The 18,603-nt window shown below is 72.2% G+C and carries 20 protein-coding genes; 6 read left to right on the top strand and 14 right to left on the bottom strand.

The genetic code is table 11. From position 1 onward, the window contains the following. Positions 1 to 63 precede the first annotated feature (63 nt). Genes IE264_RS32245 through IE264_RS32235 form a run of 3 tightly spaced genes read right to left on the bottom strand, consistent with a single transcriptional unit; the run spans position 64 to position 1,944 of the window. Positions 64 to 831, bottom strand: coding sequence for a DUF3710 domain-containing protein (locus IE264_RS32245; protein ID WP_031125781.1), 768 nt, complete (start codon positions 829 to 831; stop codon positions 64 to 66). A gap of 1 nt (position 832) precedes the next feature. Beyond that, entirely contained in the window at positions 833 to 1,360 is a 528-nt protein-coding gene (gene dut / locus IE264_RS32240; protein ID WP_015611958.1) for a dUTP diphosphatase, read from the bottom strand. Then, positions 1,360 to 1,944, bottom strand: coding sequence for a PaaI family thioesterase (locus IE264_RS32235; protein ID WP_015611957.1), 585 nt, complete (start codon positions 1,942 to 1,944; stop codon positions 1,360 to 1,362). The genes dut and IE264_RS32235 overlap by 1 nt, the downstream gene beginning before the upstream one ends. 58 nt (positions 1,945 to 2,002) lie before the next feature. On the opposite strand from IE264_RS32235, the gene IE264_RS32230 reads away from it, so the two are divergent. Next, complete coding sequence (locus IE264_RS32230; RefSeq protein ID WP_015611956.1) at positions 2,003 to 2,461, top strand: DUF3093 domain-containing protein; 459 nt, start codon at positions 2,003 to 2,005, stop codon at positions 2,459 to 2,461. A 28-nt stretch (positions 2,462 to 2,489) separates the two neighbouring features. Here IE264_RS32230 and IE264_RS32225 read toward each other — a convergent pair whose 3' ends face one another. The 4 genes from IE264_RS32225 to IE264_RS32210 form a co-directional block, all read right to left on the bottom strand. Beyond that, entirely contained in the window at positions 2,490 to 3,461 is a 972-nt protein-coding gene (locus tag IE264_RS32225; RefSeq protein ID WP_032757139.1) for a hypothetical protein, read from the bottom strand. Between the two features lie 13 nt (positions 3,462 to 3,474). Beyond that, positions 3,475 to 3,771 carry a DUF4193 domain-containing protein gene (locus IE264_RS32220; RefSeq protein WP_003965732.1) on the bottom strand — a complete coding sequence of 99 codons (297 nt, stop codon included), beginning with the start codon at positions 3,769 to 3,771 and terminating at the stop codon, positions 3,475 to 3,477. A gap of 405 nt (positions 3,772 to 4,176) precedes the next feature. Continuing rightward, positions 4,177 to 5,421, bottom strand: a complete 1,245-nt coding sequence (locus IE264_RS32215; protein WP_032757138.1) for a sensor histidine kinase — start codon at positions 5,419 to 5,421, stop codon at positions 4,177 to 4,179. A 5-nt stretch (positions 5,422 to 5,426) separates the two neighbouring features. After that, positions 5,427 to 6,080: a response regulator transcription factor gene (locus tag IE264_RS32210; protein WP_006128158.1), complete on the bottom strand. Its 654-nt coding sequence runs from the start codon at positions 6,078 to 6,080 to the stop codon at positions 5,427 to 5,429. A gap of 350 nt (positions 6,081 to 6,430) precedes the next feature. On the opposite strand from IE264_RS32210, the gene IE264_RS32205 reads away from it, so the two are divergent. Further along, positions 6,431 to 6,604 (top strand): hypothetical protein, encoded by a 174-nt coding sequence (locus IE264_RS32205; protein ID WP_015611953.1) that lies wholly within the window; start codon positions 6,431 to 6,433, stop codon positions 6,602 to 6,604. Between the two features lie 105 nt (positions 6,605 to 6,709). On the opposite strand, the gene IE264_RS32200 is transcribed toward IE264_RS32205, so the two are convergent. Continuing rightward, positions 6,710 to 7,510 carry an inositol monophosphatase family protein gene (locus IE264_RS32200; RefSeq protein ID WP_032757136.1) on the bottom strand — a complete coding sequence of 267 codons (801 nt, stop codon included), beginning with the start codon at positions 7,508 to 7,510 and terminating at the stop codon, positions 6,710 to 6,712. A gap of 31 nt (positions 7,511 to 7,541) precedes the next feature. Beyond that, positions 7,542 to 8,669, bottom strand: a complete 1,128-nt coding sequence (locus tag IE264_RS32195; protein WP_032757135.1) for a ferrochelatase — start codon at positions 8,667 to 8,669, stop codon at positions 7,542 to 7,544. A 194-nt stretch (positions 8,670 to 8,863) separates the two neighbouring features. Between IE264_RS32195 and IE264_RS32190 the strand changes: the two genes are divergently transcribed. Continuing rightward, positions 8,864 to 10,111, top strand: a complete 1,248-nt coding sequence (locus tag IE264_RS32190) for an MFS transporter (protein ID WP_015611950.1) — start codon at positions 8,864 to 8,866, stop codon at positions 10,109 to 10,111. Further along, entirely contained in the window at positions 10,068 to 11,390 is a 1,323-nt protein-coding gene (locus IE264_RS32185) for a D-arabinono-1,4-lactone oxidase (RefSeq protein WP_032757134.1), read from the top strand. The genes IE264_RS32190 and IE264_RS32185 overlap by 44 nt, the downstream gene beginning before the upstream one ends. 72 nt (positions 11,391 to 11,462) lie before the next feature. On the opposite strand, the gene IE264_RS32180 is transcribed toward IE264_RS32185, so the two are convergent. Further along, positions 11,463 to 12,593, bottom strand: coding sequence for a hypothetical protein (locus IE264_RS32180; RefSeq protein WP_015611948.1), 1,131 nt, complete (start codon positions 12,591 to 12,593; stop codon positions 11,463 to 11,465). A 497-nt stretch (positions 12,594 to 13,090) separates the two neighbouring features. Between IE264_RS32180 and sepH the strand changes: the two genes are divergently transcribed. Continuing rightward, positions 13,091 to 14,146, top strand: a complete 1,056-nt coding sequence (sepH, locus tag IE264_RS32175) for a septation protein SepH (protein WP_032757178.1) — start codon at positions 13,091 to 13,093, stop codon at positions 14,144 to 14,146. Positions 14,147 to 14,230: 84 nt separating this feature from the next. On the opposite strand, the gene IE264_RS32170 is transcribed toward sepH, so the two are convergent. Continuing rightward, positions 14,231 to 15,061 carry a sulfurtransferase gene (locus tag IE264_RS32170; RefSeq protein ID WP_032757132.1) on the bottom strand — a complete coding sequence of 277 codons (831 nt, stop codon included), beginning with the start codon at positions 15,059 to 15,061 and terminating at the stop codon, positions 14,231 to 14,233. Positions 15,062 to 15,297: 236 nt separating this feature from the next. Here IE264_RS32170 and IE264_RS32165 point away from each other — a divergent pair, with 236 nt between their 5' ends. Then, positions 15,298 to 16,074 (top strand): VOC family protein, encoded by a 777-nt coding sequence (locus tag IE264_RS32165; RefSeq protein ID WP_032757131.1) that lies wholly within the window; start codon positions 15,298 to 15,300, stop codon positions 16,072 to 16,074. Positions 16,075 to 16,079: 5 nt separating this feature from the next. Here IE264_RS32165 and IE264_RS32160 read toward each other — a convergent pair whose 3' ends face one another. From IE264_RS32160 to IE264_RS32150, 3 genes are read right to left on the bottom strand one after another with little or no spacing between them, the layout of a single operon-like run. Beyond that, positions 16,080 to 16,733 (bottom strand): thymidine kinase, encoded by a 654-nt coding sequence (locus IE264_RS32160; RefSeq protein ID WP_015611944.1) that lies wholly within the window; start codon positions 16,731 to 16,733, stop codon positions 16,080 to 16,082. A 45-nt stretch (positions 16,734 to 16,778) separates the two neighbouring features. After that, complete coding sequence (locus IE264_RS32155; RefSeq protein ID WP_015611943.1) at positions 16,779 to 17,966, bottom strand: alkaline phosphatase family protein; 1,188 nt, start codon at positions 17,964 to 17,966, stop codon at positions 16,779 to 16,781. Next, positions 17,966 to 18,562 carry a DUF5998 family protein gene (locus tag IE264_RS32150; protein WP_032757129.1) on the bottom strand — a complete coding sequence of 199 codons (597 nt, stop codon included), beginning with the start codon at positions 18,560 to 18,562 and terminating at the stop codon, positions 17,966 to 17,968. Before IE264_RS32150 ends, IE264_RS32155 begins: the two co-directional genes overlap by 1 nt. Positions 18,563 to 18,603 lie beyond the last annotated feature (41 nt).

Raw genomic sequence — 18,603 nt, 5'->3', positions numbered from 1 at the left:
AGGCCGGTGGGCCGCACCCCTGGAAGGGTGCGGCCCACCGGCCGATGCTGTGGTGACGTACTGCTAGCGGATCTCGGTGATCTCGGGTCCGCGCTGGAGCTGGCCCATGCCGCCGGAGAACTTCGAGCCCTCCTGCTCCTCCTGCTGGACGCCCTCGGGCACCATCTGGGCGTCGTTGGGGAGCTTGAGGACGATCGGGTCGCGCGGGGCCATCGGGCTGTCCCCGCGGACCACCACGGTGTCCCGGAAGACCGTCTCCAGCAGCCCTGCGGCCTCCGGCTGGACAGCGCCCTGGCCGGAGATGACACCGCGCAGGAACCAGCGGGGGCCGTCGACGCCGACGAAGCGCACCAGCTGGACACCGTTGGTGCCGTCCGGGAGCTGTACGGGGACCTGCGCGCGCAGCTCCCAGCCCAGCGGGCCCTCGACCTCGTCGATGATGCCGCCCTGCTGGGTGATGCCGGAGGCGATCTCCTCGCGGACCTCGCCCCAGATGCCCTGCCGCTTGGGGGCCGCGAAGGCCTGCAGCTGGACCGCGCTGTCGCGGAGCACGACGGTGGCGGCGACGATCGCGTCCCCTGCCACCTCCACCCTCAGCTCCATGCCCTCGACACCGGGCACGAAGATGCCGCCCAGGTCGACCCGGCCCTCGCCGGGCTGGGAGACCTCGGAGAGGTCCCAGGGTCCGTCGGGCCGGGGGGCCGGCGGAAGATTCGTCCGGCGGGCGCCTGCGGCGGTCCCGTCGGTACCCTCGTCGGCGACCTGCTCGGCCTCGCGCACCTCGTCCGCCTCGTCCTCGGCGGAACCACTCTTCTTGCGACGTCCGAACACGTCACTGTCCTTCCCGGTCGGATACGACCGATGCGTAGCTGTTCCCACCGTGGGTGATCCCGCCCTCGGCGACGTCCACCGCCGCGTGACCGCCGGTGGACCCGAAGCCCCCTTCGGCCCGCGCCGAGCCGGGAAGTTCCGCCACCTCGTGGAAGCGCACCTTCTCGACCTGCTGGACGACCAATTGGGCAATCCGGTCGAACCGTTCGAACCGCACGCTCTCACGCGGGTCGAGGTTGACCACGATCACCTTGATCTCCCCACGGTACCCGGCATCCACCGTCCCTGGGGCATTCACGAGGGCCACTCCGCAGCGGGCCGCGAGGCCGGAGCGGGGGTGCACGAAGGCGGCGTACCCGTCGGGCAGGGCGATCGAGACCCCGGTGGGCAGCACCACGCGCTCGCCGGGGGCGAGTTCGGCGGCCTCGGTGGTCACCAGGTCGGCCCCGGCGTCCCCCGGGTGTCCGTACGCCGGAATCGGCACGTCCGGGTCGAGCAGGCGGATCAGTACGTCGACGGGGCTGCGCATCAGGGGTTCACCTCGAAGGCTCGGGCACGCTTGACCTGGTCCGGGTCGGCCATGGCCGCCTGGATCTCGGCGGGCCGCCCGTTCTCGATGAAGTGGTCCACCTTGACCTCGATGAACAGGGCGTCGGCCCGGACGGCGACGGGTCCCTCGGGGCCGCCGATCCGGCCGGTGGCCGTGGAGTAGATCTTCCGGCCGTGCACGGCGGTGATCCGGGCGTCGAGGTGCAGCACGGTGTCCACCGGGACAGGGCGCACGAAGTCGGTCTCCAGCCGTCCGGTCACCGCGATCGTGCGCAGCAGCCAGTTCAGCGAGCCGAGGGTCTCGTCCAGCGCCGTGGCGAGCACCCCGCCGTGGGCGAGGCCGGGGGCGCCCTGGTGGGCGGGCTTGACGGTGAACTCGGCGGTCACACTCACGCCTTCGCCGGCCCGGGCCTGGAGGTGCAGGCCGTGCGGCTGTCCCTCACCGCAGCCGAAACAGTGCTCGTAGTGCGCACCGAGGAGCTCCCCGGGGGCGGGGGCGTCAGGGTGCCGGACCGGCGCGACGGCGTCGGCAGGGGGTGTCAGAGCTGCTGATGTTCCACTCACAGGCGCAGACCTTACCCGCGCGGCGGTGTGCCGGTCGCGCCGTGCCAAGCTTGGTTCCATGCAGCCTTCCGCACCGCCCTACGACGAACGTCTCACCGCACCGCGTTCCTGGTGGTTCATCGCCTTCGGGGTCGGTGTCGCCTGTGCGCTGATGCTTCTGCCGCTCGGCTCCCTGCCGCTGCTCGCCGGGCTGGTCGGCGGTACGGCCGCGGCTGCGGCAGCGGTGAGCAGTTACGGCTCCGCCCGGATCCGGGTGGTGGCCGGGGCGCTGGTGGCGGGCGATGCCCGCATCCCGCTCTCGGCGCTCGGGGCGCCCGAGGTGCTGGACGCCGAGGAGGCGCGCGCCTGGCGCACGCACAAGGCGGACGCGCGCGCGTTCATGCTGCTGCGCAGTTATGTGGGGACGGCGGTGCGGGTGGAGATCACGGATCCGGACGACCCGACTCCGTACGTCTTCCTCTCCACCCGGGACCCGCGGGGCCTGGCGGCGGCGCTGAGCGCCGTTCCGGCGGCCTGAGCTCCCTTGCGGACGCTCGTGGGCGGGCTCAGCCGCCCTCGATCTCCTTGGGCAGCACGGCGGGCAGCACGGGCTGCTCCAGCGGGGGCAGCTCGGCGAGCCGGTCCCAGGGGATCTGCTGCTTGCGCAGGTCGTTCCTGATCCGGTCGGCGAGCTTGCGGGTGTCGCGGCGGTTCATCGTGGCGCCGACCGCGGCGCCGATCATGAACGGGATCAGGTTGGGCAGGTTGCGCGCCATGCGCTTCATGATCTGCTGGCGCAGCTCGCGCTTCATCTGGCCGCCCACGGCCGCGTTGAGCGTGGTGGGCCGGGTGACATCGATGCCGCGCTCCTCCGTCCACGACGTCAGATACGCGGTGGAGCGCTGGCCGAGATTTCCCGGCGGGCGGCGGCCGTAGACCTCGTGGAGTTCGGCGACGAGCTTCATCTCGATCGCGGCGACGCCGGTGACCTCCGCCGCCAGCTCGGCGAGCATGGCGGGTGGCACGGGCAGCATGGCGGCCGCGCCGATACCCGCGCCGACGGTCGCGCTGGCCCGGCTCGCGCCCGCCACCAGCTTGTCGGCGAGCTCCTCGGGCCCCAGCCCGGGGAAGTGCTTGCGCAGGGTGGCGAGATCGCGCACCGGGACGCGGGGAGCCGTTTCGATGATCCGGTCGGCCAGCTGGCCGGCCAGCGCACGGGCGCTCTCCCCGCCTCTGCGCACCCCCCGTTTCACTGCTTGCAGGCGGCCTGCCCCGGTCGTGGGCTCCGCCTGGTCCGTCTCTCCGCCCAGCTCCGGCAGGTCTGCCGCCCCCGCCACTTCGAGCGAGGCCGAACGGCCCCGCTCGTCGTCGGACGTACCGGAATCACCGGGACGGGAGATACCGGAGGTCTCCGGCAGGGCGGCGGACCGCTCGGCAGCCGGGCTGACGCCTGGTGCCGGGCCTGTGCCGCCCTGTTCCGCCTCCGGTCCGTGCCGGCGCCAGGGGCGCCGCTTCCGGAACGGTGTGTCGCCTGCCACGGCCGACCCGACCTCAGTCGCAGTCGCGGCAGATGGGCTGACCGTTCTTCTCGCGGGCCAGCTGGCTGCGGTGGTGCACCAGGAAGCAGCTCATGCAGGTGAACTCATCGGCCTGCTTGGGCAGCACCCGGACGGCCAGCTCCTCGTTGGAGAGGTCCGCGCCGGGCAGCTCGAGTCCTTCGGCCGCGTCGAACTCGTCGACGTCGACGGCGGATGCCGTCTTGTCGCTCCGACGAGCCTTGAGCTCTTCGAGGCTGTCCTGGTCCACGTCGTCGTCGGTCTTGCGTGGGGTGTCGTAATCCGTTGCCATGTCGCTCTCCCCCTCTTGGGTTTCTGCGGGTGTCTCAGCGCACGTAACGCGTGAGAGGCCGGACTTGTGCCCGACCTGAGGCGGAGATTTTGCCTCACATCAAGGTCTGTTACTCAATCGACACCCAACCGGTCGCCTCGGCGAGGCTCGGCTTGGGTGGCGATGGGGACCGTACACGGTCCCGACTGTGCAGTTCACAGGCGCCACCCCGTGTACTTCCCGTGATAACACCCTCCGAAAACCCGGACGATTACCGGCTTTCCGAACGGGATGCGATCACGGAGAGTAGATGGCCCAAAAACGGCCTCTGTGATCGATCACACACGACTCACCCGGGAACGGGTCCTGAAAATTCCGCCCAAAGCGAACATGAAGATTCGGTGCAGAGTCACACCGTGCAGCCTCTCAGACCGGCAGGGTGACGCGCATCACGAGACCGCCGCCTTCGCGGGGCTCCGCGATGATACGGCCTCCGTGGGCCCGCGCGACGGACCGCGCGATCGACAGGCCGAGTCCGACCCCCTTGTCACTGCCCGTGCGCTCCGTACGCAGCCGCCGGAAGGGCTCGAAGAGGTTGTCGATCTCGTACGCCGGGACCACAGGACCTGTGTTCGAGACGACCAGCAGGGCCTGGCCGGTCTGCAGGGAGGTGGTGACCTCCACCCAGCCGTCCTCGGCCACGTTGTAGCGCACGGCGTTCTGTACGAGGTTCAGGGCGATCCGCTCCAGCAGGACCCCGTTGCCCTGGACTACGGCGGCGGCCCGCTCGCCGCGGATCTCGACGTTCTTCGCCACCGCCTCCGACCGGGCCTGGTCGATCGCGCGGTCGGCGACCTCGGCGAGGTCGACCGGTTTGCGCTCGATGATCTGGTTGTCGCTGCGGGCCAGCAGCAGCAGCCCCTCGACCAGCTGCTCACTGCGCTCGTTGGTGGCCAGCAGGGTCTTCCCGAGCTGCTGGAGCTCGGGCGGTGCCTCCGGGTCGGAGAGGTGGACCTCCAGCAGCGTGCGGTTGATCGCCAGCGGGGTGCGCAGCTCGTGCGAGGCGTTGCCGACGAACCGCTGCTGCGCGGTGAACGCCCGCTCCAGCCGGTCCAGCATGTCGTCGAAGGTGTCAGCGAGCTCCTTGAGCTCGTCGTCCGGGCCGTCCAGCTCGATCCGCCGGGTGAGGTCCGTACCCGCCACCCTGCGCGCGGTCCGGGTGATCCGGCCGAGCGGGGACAGGACGCGTCCGGCCATGGCGTAGCCGAAGGCGAAGGCGATGATGCTGAGACCGACCAGGGCGAGGAGCGAACGGTTGAGCAGGGTGTCCAGGGCCTGCTGGCGCTGCTCCCCGTTGCACGCCTTGAGCGCGGCGTTCGCCTCGTCCGCCGAGAGGCCCGGGGTGAGGGCGGGACAGGCGTTGCTGGTGAGCTGGATCTTGCTGTCGGGCAGCAGCTTGAACGGCAGCTCGTTGCCCACGTGCAGCCCCTGCGCGGCCAGCATGTAGATGATCGAGAGCAGCATGATGCCCGCGATCAGGAACATCCCGCCGTAGAGCAGCGTGAGCCGTATCCGGATGGTCGGGCGCAGCCACGGGTACAGCGGCTCCTGCTGCTTGGGCTCCCAGGTGGGCTTCGGAGGCGCCACAGGGGGGTCGGGGGTGGTGGTCATGATCCTCAGATCCGGTATCCGGAGCCCGGCACGGTGACGATGACGGGCGGCTCGCCGAGCTTGCGGCGGAGCGTCATGACCGTGACGCGCACCACGTTGGTGAAGGGGTCGGTGTTCTCGTCCCAGGCCTTCTCCAGGAGCTGCTCCGCGGAGACGACGGCACCCTCGCTCCGCATCAGGACCTCCAGCACCGCGAACTCCTTGGGGGCGAGCTGGATCTCCACCTCGTCCCGGAAGACCTCGCGCCGGTTCGGGTCGAGCTTGATGCCGGCCCGCTCCAGGACGGGGGGCAGCGCCACCGTCGTACGGCGGCCCAGTGCGCGGACCCGGGCGGTCAGCTCGCTGAAGGCGAAGGGCTTGGGCAGATAGTCGTCGGCGCCCAGCTCCAGGCCCTCCACCCGGTCGCTGACGTCACCGGAGGCGGTGAGCATGAGCACCCGGGTGGGCATGCCGAGCTCCACGATCTTGCGGCAGACGTCGTCGCCGTGCACCACCGGGAGGTCCCGGTCCAGCACGACGACGTCGTAGTCGTTGACCCCGATGCGCTCCAGGGCCGCGGCACCGTCGTAGACGACGTCGACGGCCATGGCCTCCCGGCGCAGTCCGGTGGCCACCGCATCGGCGAGCAGCTGCTCGTCCTCGACGACGAGTACGCGCACAGCGCAGTCCTTCCTTAGGTCCTTCTACGGGTTCACACAGCGAACGGCCCCCGGGGGAGGCCGACTGTGTACATCCATCCTGCCCGCAACGCGTATAAACCGGCGGTAAGGCGGCGCTCGGGCCGGCCGGGCCCGGGGAATGGGGCGGAATTACCGGTCAGTTGAGGTTTCTCTGAGACTGCGTGTGGGGATGAGGGGTTCACACCCGCGATCACGTCCGGCCCGTGGCATGCCACGGCCCCGCTCCGTTTCCCCGGAGAAGCGGCGAGATCACCCGCCCCTCCGGCTCCCCTGCCGGAGGAATCCCGGGCACACCCCCGTGCCACCGACCCACGATGAGGGGGCGCATCATGGACGCTTTCACCGCAGGTCTGCTGCAACGCATCAAGAGCACCGAGTCCGACCTCACGCGGGCTCGCGAGGACGGCGACGACTTCCTGGCGGATGTCGAGCAGGGCGAGCTGGACGACCTGCACCGCCTCGCGGCCGAGCACGGCGTGGAAATCGGCGCCACAAGCGTCTGAGCCGTACGACAGAGGGCCCCGGATGCCGACACGGCACCCGGGGCCCTCTGCTGCGCCGTACGGCCCTCACAGCTCCCACCAGGGCGTTCGGGCCGGGCAGGGGTGTCAGTCGTGCCAGGCGCCCAGCTCGTCGAGGGCGGCCTGCAGCGGCTCGAAGACCCCGGGGGTGGCGGCCACCGTCAGGTCGCCGTCGGCCGGCAGTCCGGGGCGGCCGCCGGTCAGCGCGCCCGCCTCCCGGGCGATCAGGTCGCCGGCGGCCAGGTCCCAGGGGTGCAGCCCGCGCTCGTAGTAGCCGTCCAGCCGCCCCGCCGCCACATCGCAGAGGTCGACGGCGGCCGAGCCGCTGCGCCGGATGTCCCGGAGCCGCGGGATCAGCTGCTGGGCGACGTCCGCCTGGTGGCTGCGGACCTTGCTGACGTAGTTGAAGCCGGTCGAGACGAGGGCCTGGTCCAGCGGCGGGGCGGGGCGGCAGCGCAGGGCGTTGCCGTTCGCGTACGCACCGCTGCCCAGGACCGCCTGGTACGTCTCCCGGCGCATCGGGGCCTCGACGACGCCCACGACCCGCTCTCCGTCGCGCTCGGCGGCGATGGAGACCGCCCAGGTGGGCAGGCCGTACAGGTAGTTCACGGTGCCGTCCAGCGGGTCGATGACCCAGCGGATGCCGGTGCTGCCCGGGGAGCTGGCCCCTTCCTCGCCGAGGAAGCCGTCGTCGGGGCGGAAGTCGGAGAGGTAGCCGGTGATCAGCTTCTCGGCGGCGATGTCCATCTCGGTGACCACATCGATGGGGCTGGATTTGGTGGCGGCCACCCCCAGGTCGGCGAGGCGGCCGTCGCGCAGCAGGGCTCCGGCGCGGCGCGCGGCCTCCAGGGCGAGGTCGAGCAGTTCGGTCAGGGCGGGGTCGGTCACGGTGCTCCCAGAGGTGGTCGGTGCGTACGGGCTACGCGTACGGGCTGTCCGCGCCCGCCGCGGCCGGCTTGGGTGCCCTGGCCGGGCAGCAGCCGACCGGGCAGAGGTCGTGGGAGGGGCCGAGGGAACCCAGCGCGCAGGGCTTCACCTCACGCCCCCGCTCGCTCGCCGCGCGCTCCAGGAGCAGATCCCGTACGGCGGCGGCGAAACGCGGGTCGTCGCCCACCGTCGCGGACCGCCGGACCGGCAGACCGAGCTCGGCGGCCTTCGCGGTGGCCTCGGTGTCGAGGTCGTACAGGACCTCCATGTGGTCCGAGACGAAGCCGATGGGCGCCATCACGACCGCGGGGACGCCCTCGCCGTGCAGGGCCTCCAGGTGGTCGCAGATGTCGGGCTCCAGCCACGGGATGTGGGGGGCGCCGCTGCGGGACTGGTAGACGAGCTGCCAGGGGTGCTCGATGCCGGTCTCCGCGCGCACCGCCTCCACGATCAGCCGGGCCACGTCCAGGTGCTCCGCGACGTACGCCCCGCCCTCGCCGTGCGCCTCCACCGGGCCCGAGGCGTCGGCGGCGGAGGTCGGGATGGAGTGCGTGGTGAAGGCGAGGTGGGCGCCCGCGCGGACGTCCTCGGGGAGATCGGCGAGCGAGGCGAGCACCCCGTCGACCATGGGCTCCACGAAGCCGGGGTGGTTGAAGTAGTGGCGCAGCTTGTCCACGCGCGGGACGTCGAGGCCCTCCGCCGCCAGGGCGGCCAGCGACTCCGCGAGGTTCTCGCGGTACTGGCGGCAGCCCGAGTACGAGGCGTAGGCGCTGGTGGCGAGGACGGCGATCCGGCGGTGCCCGTCGGCAGTCATCCCCCGCAGGGTGTCGGTCAGGTACGGCGCCCAGTTGCGGTTGCCCCAGTAGACCGGGAGGTCCAGGCCGTGGTCGGCGAAGTCCTTGCGCAGGGCGTCCAGCAGCGCGCGGTTCTGGGCGTTGATCGGGCTGACCCCGCCGAAGAGGAAGTAGTGCTTGCCGACCTCCTTGAGCCGTTCCTCGGGGATGCCCCGGCCGCGGGTCACGTTCGCCAGGAACGGGACCACGTCGTCCGGGCCCTCGGGACCGCCGAAGGAGAGCAGCAGCAGGGCGTCATAGGGAGCGGGATCGCGCAGATCGGACATGACACCGATCCTGCCACCCGCCGCCGACAGGGCGGCAACCGACATCCGACGCCCTGTCGGGAAGGCTCGGAGACCGGTGCCCGCCCGTCCTCGCCACCCCCGGGCCGTCCGGAAATCCGGTGTCCGGAACATCCACCCGCCCGTAAGCTGTAACAGCCCGCCATACGCCTGACAGGCACGACCGGAGTACCCCCTTGCCGAGCCCCTACCGCGCCATCTTCGCCGCCCCCGGATCCAAGGGGTTCTCCGCCGCCGGGCTCCTCGGGCGGATGCCGCTGTCCATGATGGGCATCGGGGTCGTGACCATGATTTCGCAGCTCACCGGCCGCTACGGGCTGGCCGGTGCGCTCACCGCGACGCTGGCCATGGCGGCCGCGGTCTTCGGTCCGCAGGTCTCGCGCCTGGTCGACCGGCACGGCCAGCGGCGGGTGCTGCGTCCCTTCACGCTGGTCTCGGTGGCGGCGGTGGCGGGGCTGCTGATCTGTGCCCAGCAGGGGGCGCCGGACTGGACGCTGTTCGTCTTCGCGGCGGGCGCCGGCTGTGTGCCGAGTGTGGGGTCGATGATCCGGGCCCGCTGGGCGGCGATCTACCGGGGTTCGAGCCGCGAGCTGCACACGGCGTACTCCTGGGAGTCGATCGTCGACGAGGTGTGCTTCATCTTCGGCCCGATCATCTCGATCGGCCTCTCCACCGCCTGGTTCCCGGAGGCCGGCCCGCTGATCGCCGCCGGGTTCCTGCTGGTCGGGGTCTTCTGGCTGACCTCCCAGCGCACCACCGAGCCGATTCCGCACCCCAAGTCGCAGCACACCGGCGGCTCGGCGCTGCGCTCGCCGGGGCTCCAGGTCCTGGTGGTCACCTTCGTGGCGACGGGCGCGATCTTCGGCGCCGTCGACGTGGTGACGGTGGCGTTCGCCGAGGAGAGCGGCCACAAGGCCGCCGCCTCCCTCGTGCTGGCCGTCTACGCGCTCGGTTCCTGTCTCGCGGGGGCCGTCTTCGGGCTGCTGCACCTGAAGGGGAAGCCCGCGGCCAGGTGGCTGGTGGGTGTCTGCGCGATGGCCGTGAGTATGATCCCCCTCCAACTGGCCGGGAACCTTCCGTTGCTGGCCGTGGCGCTCTTTGTCGCGGGCCTCGCCATCGCACCGACGATGGTCACCACCATGGCCCTCGTCGAAGCGCACGTACCGCGCACCAAGCTGACCGAGGGCATGACCTGGACCAGTACCGGGCTCGCCGTCGGGGTGGCGCTCGGCTCCTCGGCCGCCGGCTGGGTGGTCGACGCCGCCGGGGCCAAGGCGGGGTACGCGGTGCCCGCCGTGGCGGGAGCGCTCGCGGCGGCGGTGGCGTTCCTGGGGTATCGCCGGCTGGCCAAGCCGGTTCCTACGGGAGGGCGCGGGGAAGATGACCGACACCTACGCACGGACGACGACGAGCGCGTGGCGTAACTGGGCGGGCAATGTGACCGCCCGGCCGGCCCGGGCCGAGTCCCCCGCGTCCGTGGAAGAGCTGGTCGACGTGGTGCGCCGGGCGGGTGCGGACGGCCTCAAGGTGAAGCCGGTCGGCACCGGCCACTCCTTCACGGCGACCGCCGCCACCGACGGGGTGCTGATACGCCCGGACCTGCTCACCGGTATCCGGGACATCGACCGCAGGGCGATGACCGTCACCGTGGAGGCCGGCACTCCGCTCAAGCGCCTCAACACCGCGCTCGCCCGTGAGGGGCTCTCGCTCACGAACATGGGCGACATCATGGAGCAGACGGTCGCCGGGGCGACCTCCACCGGAACGCACGGCACCGGCCGTGAGTCGGCGTCGATATCCGCCCAGATCCGCGCCCTGGAACTGGTCACCGCCGACGGCACCGTGCTGGTCTGCTCGGAGCAGGAGAACCCGGAGGTGTTCGCCGTCGCCCGGATCGGGCTCGGCGCCCTCGGCGTGATCACCGCGGTCACCCTCGCCGTGGAGCCGGTCTTCCTGCTGACCGCCCGCGAGGAGCCGATGGCCTTCGACCGGGTCACCGCGGAGTTCGACCAACTGGTCGCCGAGAACGAGCACTTCGAGTTCTACTGGTTCCCGCACACCGGCAACTGCAACACCAAGCGCAACAACCGCAGCGCGGGCCCGGCCGCCCCGCCCGGGAAGGTGAGCAGCTGGATCGATGACGAGCTGCTCTCCAACGGGGTCTTCCAGGTGGCCTGTTCGCTCGGCCGGGCGGTCCCCGCGACGATCCCCTCGATCGCCGGGCTCGCCAGCCGCGCCCTCTCGGCCCGGACCTACACCGACATCCCGTACAAGGTGTTCACCAGCCCGCGCCGGGTGAAGTTCGTGGAGATGGAGTACGCCGTTCCGCGCGAGCAGGCCGTGGCGGCGCTGCGGGAGCTGAAGGCGATGGTCGAGCGCTCACCGCTGAAGATCAGCTTCCCGGTCGAGGTGCGCACCGCGCCCGCCGACGACATGGCCCTCTCGACGGCCTCGGGCCGGGAGAGCGCGTACATCGCCGTGCACCTCTACAAGGGCACGCCCCACCGCTCGTACTTCACCGCGGTGGAGCGGATCATGACCGCGCACTCCGGGCGGCCGCACTGGGGCAAGATCCACACCCGGGACGCGGCGTACCTGGCGGGGGTCTACCCGCGCTTCGGCGAGTTCACCGCCGTACGCGACCGGCTCGACCCGGACCGGATGTTCGGCAACGACTACCTGCGGCGCGTCCTCGGGGAGTGAGCTCCCGGTACGCCATCGGCCCCCTCGACGTCTTCCGTCGAGGGGGCCGATGCGCGTCCGGCGGTACGTCGGTCACTCGGCGCCGGTGCCGTCGGCGGGCGGGGCCTGTTCCCCCTGGCCGGGGGCGCCGCCGGTGCCGGTCGGGTCGGGTGCGCCTGTGCCGCCGTCGCCGGGGGTCGAGGGGGTCGGCGTCGGGGCGGGCGTGGTCCCGCCGCCGGAGTGGGAGGGCGTCGGCGTGGGGGTGGTCCCGGTGGACGGGTTCTCACCGCCCGTGCCCGTACCGGGGTCCGGGCTCGCGGTGGAGCCGTCGCCCGGGTCGGTCGCGGGAGCCGAGCCGTTGCCGTCGCCCGGGTCCTGCTGCCCGTCGCCGCCGTCCCGGCCGGTGTCCCCGGAGGGCGTGGGATCGGCCGGACCCTGGTCGCGGTCGCCTCCGCCGCGTACGACGGAGCTGAGGGTGGTCCCCTGGCCACCGCTGAGATCGTTGCCCGAGATCATCTCGAAGGCGGTGATCCCGGCCATGGACACGGCGAAGACCGCGGCGGCCGCGAGCGCGGGACGCTTCCAGCCGCGCAGCCGGGTGCCCTGGGTGGTGCCTTCGGTGAACCCGGCACCGGTGGACGGGGCACCGGTGCCCGCCAGGCCTGACGGGGCCTGGGGCAGCAACTGCGTACGGTCCGGGTCGGATCCGGCCCCCGCGCCCGGCTGCGCCCTCAGCATCCGGGTCCGCGCGTCGCCGAGGTCCAGCAGCTGGGTCCGGTCCGGGTCGGCGGGCCTCAGCTGCCGCGTGCTCTCCGCGTCCGGGACCACCTCCGGGACCCCGCCCGGGTCGACCGTGGGCAGCACCGTGGTGGCGTCGTCCACCGGTGCCGGCTCCGGGTCCGTCCGCCGCTCGGCGCCTCTGCGGCCCGCGGGCGTCGTCTCCTTGGTGTGCACCGTCACCTGGCGGCCCTCGGGGTGGGTCACCTGGACCGTCACCTCGCGGATCTGCTCGCCGGTGCGGCGGAAGAAGTGCTGGAAGACGGAGCCCCCGCAGGTGGCGACGACGCTCATCACGCCGGCCCCGGCGATGGTGCCGTACACGCCCAGTTGCGAGGCCGCCACGGCTGCGGCGACGGCCGCCACCGCACTCCCGGCGACCTGCGGCAGACTCAGATCTATGCGCCTTTCCTTGGGTTCTGTGTCACTTTCCGGCTTCTGAACCATTACCAGCCCCTGCTTGACATCTCTCCCACCATGCAACAGGAAGGGACAAATGAGCGAAGTGGATAGTTCCGTTTCGGGTGATTGTGTGAAGCACAACACGCATCAGGGGCATTTCGCGGAGAACCGGGTATCCCAACTCCCGCACCTCCCGAGAAGTTCGGCGGCGCGCCGGTCCACACCAGGTGGCCCGAATGGAGTACTGTGACGAGCCCTGGGGCGGACTCCCACATGGGAATCCGCAGCTACGGGAGAGGGGCCGGCGGCTCCACTCGGACCGGCGGCGCCAAGGCATGGCACGGGTGCTTGTTACGCAGAGCGGCCAAATCGGTCACTTTGGGACGCAAGAGACAACCGTGCCATGGCGGCGTTCCAGGGCGGGCGCCCGACACGCCGGGCAACTTGGCAAGGTTGTGGCAGGCTGCACCCGGGCAGGTCACACTCGACTAGCGGAAGCAGCGACGCACGTGACGTCGGCAGGCACCACCCGGGAGGTCCCCATGCCCGAACTGCGTGTCGTGGCCGTCTCCAACGACGGCACACGACTGGTGCTCAAGGCTGCGGACAGCACGGAATACACGCTTCCGATCGATGAGCGGCTGCGCGCCGCCGTGCGCAACGACCGCGCCCGGCTCGGCCAGATCGAGATCGAGGTGGAGAGCCACCTCCGCCCCCGCGACATCCAGGCCCGCATACGGGCCGGTGCCTCCGCGGAGGAGGTCGCCCAGTTCGCCGGCATCCCGGTCGACCGTGTGCGCCGCTTCGAGGGCCCTGTGCTCGCGGAGCGTGCCTTCATGGCCGAGCGGGCCCGGAAGACTCCCGTGCGCCGTCCCGGCGAGAACACCGGCCCCCAGCTCGGCGAGGCGGTGCAGGAGCGTCTCCTGCTGCGCGGCGCCGACAAGGAAACCGTCCAGTGGGACTCCTGGCGCCGCGACGACGGCACCTGGGAGGTCCTGCTCGTCTACCGGGTCGCGGGCGAACCGCACTCGGCGAGCTGGACGTACGACCCGCCCAGGCGCCTGGTCCAGGCCGTCGACGACGAGGCGCGTTCGCTGATCGGTGAGACCGACGGCGCGGCGCCCGAGCCGAGCTTCCCGTTCGTGCCCCGGATCGCCCGGCTGCCGCGCGACCGGCCGCTGGACCGCGCGCTCGACCGGCAGATCGAGCGGCCCGCACCGGCTTCCGAGCCGGAGGAGTACGTGAGCAGTGCCTCGGCCGGTGAGCGCGACTCGCTGACCAGCCTGCTGGAGGCGGTGCCGAGCTTCCGCGGGGACATGGTCGTCCCCGAGCGGCCGACGCAGCCCGAGCCGCCCGCGCTCGAACCCGCCGTCGAGGAGAGCGAGGCGGACGAGCCGCCCGCCGCCGCGGCCTCCGCCGGTGCCGGTTCGGCGTACGCGGATGTGCTGATGCCCCGGGCGGTGGCCGGTCACCGCGACCGGCTGACCGGGACGACGGACCGTCAGGCCGAGGCGGACGGGGTCCGGCCGGGACGCCGTGCCGCCGTGCCGAGCTGGGACGAGATCGTCTTCGGCACCCGCCGCAAGAAGCAGGACTGACCGGGAGTGCCGGTCGGCAGGAGAGGGGCCCGTACGCGATGGCGTACGGGCCCCTCTCCGTCGCGGCGCTTACCGGACCGGGCCCTACTGCGGCTCGGGACCGGTGGCGACCGGGCGGGCGGGGTCGGCGGACCATTCGGACCAGGAGCCGGGGTAGAGCGCGGCGGGGATTCCGGCGACCTCCAGGGCCAGCACCTCATGGGCGCCGGAGACCCCCGATCCGCAGTAGACGCCGACCGGCTCGCCGCTCTTCCCCGCCCCCAGTGCGGTGAACCGCTCGGCGAGCTCTCCGGCCGGAAGGTAGCGGCCGTCCTCGGTGACGTTCGCCGTGGTCGGTGCGGAGACCGCGCCCGGGATGTGGCCGCCGACGCGGTCGATCGGCTCGACATCGCCCCGGTAGCGCTCGGCCGCCCGCGCGTCCAGGAGCAGCCCCGTGCGGGCGAGGGCGGCGGCCCCGTCCGCGTCCAGGGTGGGCAGGGCGCCGGGCTTCGGCCGGAAATCGCCCTCGGCGGGGTCCGGGATCCCGGTGGAGAGGTCACCGGTCCACCCGGCGAGCCCGCCGTCCAGGACCCGTACGTCCGGGTGCCCCGTCCAGCGCAGCAGCCACCAGGCGCGCGCGGCGGCCCAGCCCTGCCCGCCGTCGTACACCACGACCGGGGTGTCCTGCCCGACCCCGGCGCGGCGCATCGCGGCGCCGAAGGCCTCCGGGTCCGGGAGGGGGTGGCGGCCGCCGCTGCCCGCCGGTCCGGCCAGTTCCGTATCGAGGTCGACGAAGACGGCGCCGGGCAGATGGCCGGCCTCGTAGTCGGGGCGGCCGTGCGGACCACCCAACTGCCAGCGGACGTCCAGGAGCACCGGGGGCCGCGGTCCCGTCGACTCGCTCGCGTATTCGGATGCGGTAATGATGGGCTTCATGGGTGCCATCCTCGCGCAGAGGCAGCGGCACCCGTACCAGCAACCGAACGGACATACCACACCAAATCGGTCTCCCTTGGGCGAGAACCCGGAGCACGCGGCGCGGCCGTTGCCGCGCCGGCGCCGGGTGGTGCGAGCATCTGCACGGGGTATGCGGACCGCGTCCTGACCCGGGACGGCGTACCTGCCCCGTTCCCCTGTACGGCCACCACAACGGTCCGAGGAGAGACAACACGATGACCGAGGCTGCTGCCCGGCGCACGCCCGGAACACCTTGCTGGGTGAGTCTGATCGTGCACGGCCTGAGCGCGACCCAGGAGTTCTACGGAGCTCTGTTCGGCTGGGAGTTCCGGCCGGGGCCCGACCAGTTGGGCCCCTACGTCCGCGCTCTGCTCGACGGGAAGGAGGTCGCGGGCATCGGCCAGCTGCCGCCCGACCGGCACCTCCCGATCGCCTGGACCACCTATCTGGCGACGGACGACGCGGACCTGACGGCCGAGGCGATCCGCTCCTGCGGCGGCACGGTCGCGGTCGGGCCGATCGACGCGGGTGAGGCGGGCCGGCTCGCCATCGCCTCGGACCCGGGAGGGGCGGTCTTCGGCGTCTGGCAGGGCTCGGAGCACATCGGCACCATGACGGCGGGCGTCCCCGGCACCCCCGTCTGGAACGAGCTGGTGACCCGGGAGACCTCGATGGTCGCGAAGTTCTACCAGACGGTCTTCGGTTACGAGACGGAGGCGGTGGTCTCCGCCGACTTCGACTACCAGACCCTGCACCTGGACGGCGGCCCGGTGGCCGCCCTGCACGGGGTCGGCCAGTCGCTGCCGCGCGACCGGGGCCCGCACTGGATGACGTACTTCGAGGTCGCCGACGTCGACGAGTCGGCCGCCCGGGTGGTGGAGCTGGGCGGGCACATCCTCCAGCCGCCGCGCGAGGGGGCGAGCGGCCGGCTGGCGACGGTGGTCGATCCCGAGGGCGCGGCCTTCACGATCGTCCGGACGTACGAGGGCTGACCGGATCAGCCTTCGGCGGCGACCGGCAGGACGTCCGGGGAGAGCGTGCCCGCGCGGGCCGTCTCCGCGGTCAGCCGGCGCCGGTGGTGGCGGCGGCACAGCACCTCGTAACCGACCTCGCCCGCCTGCCGGTTGACGTCGCCGACGACGACCTGGGCGCCCTCGACCACCATTTCACCGTCCACCGTACGGGCGTTGTGCGTGGCGCGGGCGCCGCACCAGCAGAGCGCCTCGACCTGGAGGGCCTCTATCCGGTCGGCCAGCTCGATCAGCCGCTGGGAGCCGGGGAACAGCTTCGTACGGAAGTCCGTGGTGATGCCGAACGCGAAGACGTCCAGGCCCAGATCGTCGACGACCCGGGCCAACTGGTCGATCTGGACCGGGGCGAGGAACTGCGCCTCGTCCACGATCACGTAGTCGACCCGGCCGCCCCGGCTGACCCGGTCGACGATGTGCCCGTAGACGTCCATGCCCTCGTCCGCCTCGACGGCGTCCGTCACCAGGCCGAGCCGGGAGGAGAGCTTCCCCTGGCCGGCGCGGTCGTCGCGGGTGAAGATCACGCCCTGGAGCCCGCGGGCGGAACGGTTGTGACCGATCTGCAGGGCCAGCGTGCTCTTTCCGCAGTCCATGGTTCCGGAGAAGAACACCAGCTCGGGCATGAGGGGTCGAGCACCTTTCAGAACAGCGGAGGGGGAGAAACGCGGTTACGAGCGTACTTCGAGCAGCGGGACGAGCTGTTCGACGGGGGTCAGTGAGCCGTGCATGCCGACCATCGCCGACTCGTGCGGCTCGTTGACCGACGCGGTGATGACCACGTCGTCGTGGGCGGCGGCGACCACATCGCCGATCCGGCCGTACACCCGCTCGTCGATGACGGGCCCGAACCAGCCCGCCGCGATCGCCTCGTCCCGGCTCGCCACCCAGAACTGCTCGCCCAGCACCTCGCGCCAGACGGCCAGGACGTCTCCCTGTGCGCCGGGCACCGCGTAGACATGGCGGGCACGGCCCTCGCCGCCGAGCAGGGCGACGCCCGCGCGCAGCTCCCAGTCCTCGTCGAAGTCGATCCGGGACTGCTCGTCGAACGGGATGTCGATCATGCCGTGGTCGGCGGTGATGTAGAGCGCGGAGCGCGGCGGGAGCTGCTCGGCGAGGCGTTGCGCTAGCCCGTCGACGTACATCAACTGGCCGCGCCAGGCGTCGGAGTCGACGCCGAAGCGGTGGCCCTTGCCGTCGACCTCGCTGTAGTACGTATAGACGAGCGAGCGGTCACCGGCGGCGAGCCGCTGGGCGGAGACGTCCATCCGGTCCTCGCCGGAGAGCCGGCCGAGGAAGGAACCGCCGCTGAGCGCGACCTTGGTGAGCGGGGTCTGCTCGAAGTCCGGGGACGAGACCTGGGCGGTCCGCACGCCCGCCGCGTCGGCGAGCTGGAAGACCGTGGGGTAGGGCTGCCAGACCTTCGGCGCGGTGAACGGCTTCCAGCGGAGCTGGTTCATCAGCGCGCCGGACTCCGGGTTGCGCACGGTGTAGCCGGGCAGGCCGTGCTCGCCGGGCGGCAGCCCCGTACCCACCGAGGCGAGGGAGGTCGCGGTGGTGGAGGGGAAGCCCGCGGTGATCGGCTGCCCCGTACCTCCGCGTGAGGTGGGGAGCAGGGAGTGCAGGAAGGGCGCCTCGTCGGGGTGCGCCGTGATCTGCTCCCAGCCGAGGCCGTCGATCAGGAAGACGCAGTTGCGGTCGGCGGGCGTCAGCTCGGGGATGGCGGCGGTGAAGCCCTCCACCCCCTGCCCGGCCGCGAGCGTCGGCAGCAGGTCGGCCAGCGAGCCGCTGCCGTACGCGGGGACGGGCGCGGTGTCGAGGGCGAGCGGGACCGGGTCCTGCCAGGCGGGCTGGGCCATCACCGGCCGGACGCCGCGGTGGCGGCCGTGGCCTCGGAGAGGGACTGGGCGAAGGCGAGGGTCTGCCGGACGGCGTCCGGGCCGTCCCCGGCCTCGCTGACGCGCAGGCTCAGGTCGTCCGCGGTGGAGCTGCCCGTGTAGCCGTGGTCGGCCTCGCAGTTGGCGTCGCCGCAGGCGGCGGGCTCCAGGTCGATCCGGGAGACCGCGCCCCAGCCGATGGTGAGGACGACCTCGCGGGGCAGCGTGCCCGGGACGTACTTCTCCGGGTTGGCCACCACCCGGCTGACCACGACGGAGGAGATCCGGTCGAGCTTGACCGACTCGGTGGAGGTGGTGGCGTACGGCGTCGGGGAGCTGGTGTCGGCGGCCTGCTCGTCGGTGTGGCTGACGATGAAGCGGTGCTCGGTGAGGACAAGGACCGTGGCATGGCGGCGGACCTCGTTGGAGTCGAACGTGGTCTCCTGGTGCACCAGGTACGAAGCCACCGGCTCCCCGCCGACGGCGGCCTCGACCGCCTCGGCCACGAGGGCCGGGTAGTAGCCGCTGCGCTCGATCGCCGCGCGCAGCCCCTGGGTCGTCGTACCGGTCTTTGCCATGTGCACCATCCTACGGGGGGCCGGTGACTGCCGGGGACGCC

The sequence above is a fragment of the Streptomyces microflavus genome (genome assembly GCF_014650075.1).
GTDB classification, from domain to species: Bacteria; Actinomycetota; Actinomycetes; order Streptomycetales; family Streptomycetaceae; genus Streptomyces; species Streptomyces microflavus.
This window is presented reverse-complemented; position numbering and strand designations above follow the sequence as displayed.

Excerpts from the sequence above, each read along its gene's own strand:
- IE264_RS32165 (WP_032757131.1), top strand. The coding sequence starts at position 15,298 with ATGACCGAGGCTGCTGCCCGGCGCACGCCCGGAACACCTTGCTGGGTG.
- IE264_RS32205 (WP_015611953.1), top strand. The coding sequence starts at position 6,431 with ATGGACGCTTTCACCGCAGGTCTGCTGCAACGCATCAAGAGCACCGAG.
- IE264_RS32195 (WP_032757135.1), bottom strand. The coding sequence starts at position 8,669 with ATGTCCGATCTGCGCGATCCCGCTCCCTATGACGCCCTGCTGCTGCTC.
- IE264_RS32185 (WP_032757134.1), top strand. The coding sequence starts at position 10,068 with ATGACCGACACCTACGCACGGACGACGACGAGCGCGTGGCGTAACTGG.
- IE264_RS32215 (WP_032757138.1), bottom strand. The coding sequence starts at position 5,421 with ATGACCACCACCCCCGACCCCCCTGTGGCGCCTCCGAAGCCCACCTGG.
- IE264_RS32170 (WP_032757132.1), bottom strand. The coding sequence starts at position 15,061 with ATGAAGCCCATCATTACCGCATCCGAATACGCGAGCGAGTCGACGGGA.
- sepH (WP_032757178.1), top strand. The coding sequence starts at position 13,091 with ATGCCCGAACTGCGTGTCGTGGCCGTCTCCAACGACGGCACACGACTG.
- IE264_RS32155 (WP_015611943.1), bottom strand. The coding sequence starts at position 17,966 with ATGGCCCAGCCCGCCTGGCAGGACCCGGTCCCGCTCGCCCTCGACACC.
- IE264_RS32230 (WP_015611956.1), top strand. The coding sequence starts at position 2,003 with ATGCAGCCTTCCGCACCGCCCTACGACGAACGTCTCACCGCACCGCGT.
- IE264_RS32160 (WP_015611944.1), bottom strand. The coding sequence starts at position 16,733 with ATGCCCGAGCTGGTGTTCTTCTCCGGAACCATGGACTGCGGAAAGAGC.
- IE264_RS32180 (WP_015611948.1), bottom strand. The coding sequence starts at position 12,593 with ATGGTTCAGAAGCCGGAAAGTGACACAGAACCCAAGGAAAGGCGCATA.
- IE264_RS32150 (WP_032757129.1), bottom strand. The coding sequence starts at position 18,562 with ATGGCAAAGACCGGTACGACGACCCAGGGGCTGCGCGCGGCGATCGAG.
- dut (WP_015611958.1), bottom strand. The coding sequence starts at position 1,360 with ATGCGCAGCCCCGTCGACGTACTGATCCGCCTGCTCGACCCGGACGTG.
- IE264_RS32220 (WP_003965732.1), bottom strand. The coding sequence starts at position 3,771 with ATGGCAACGGATTACGACACCCCACGCAAGACCGACGACGACGTGGAC.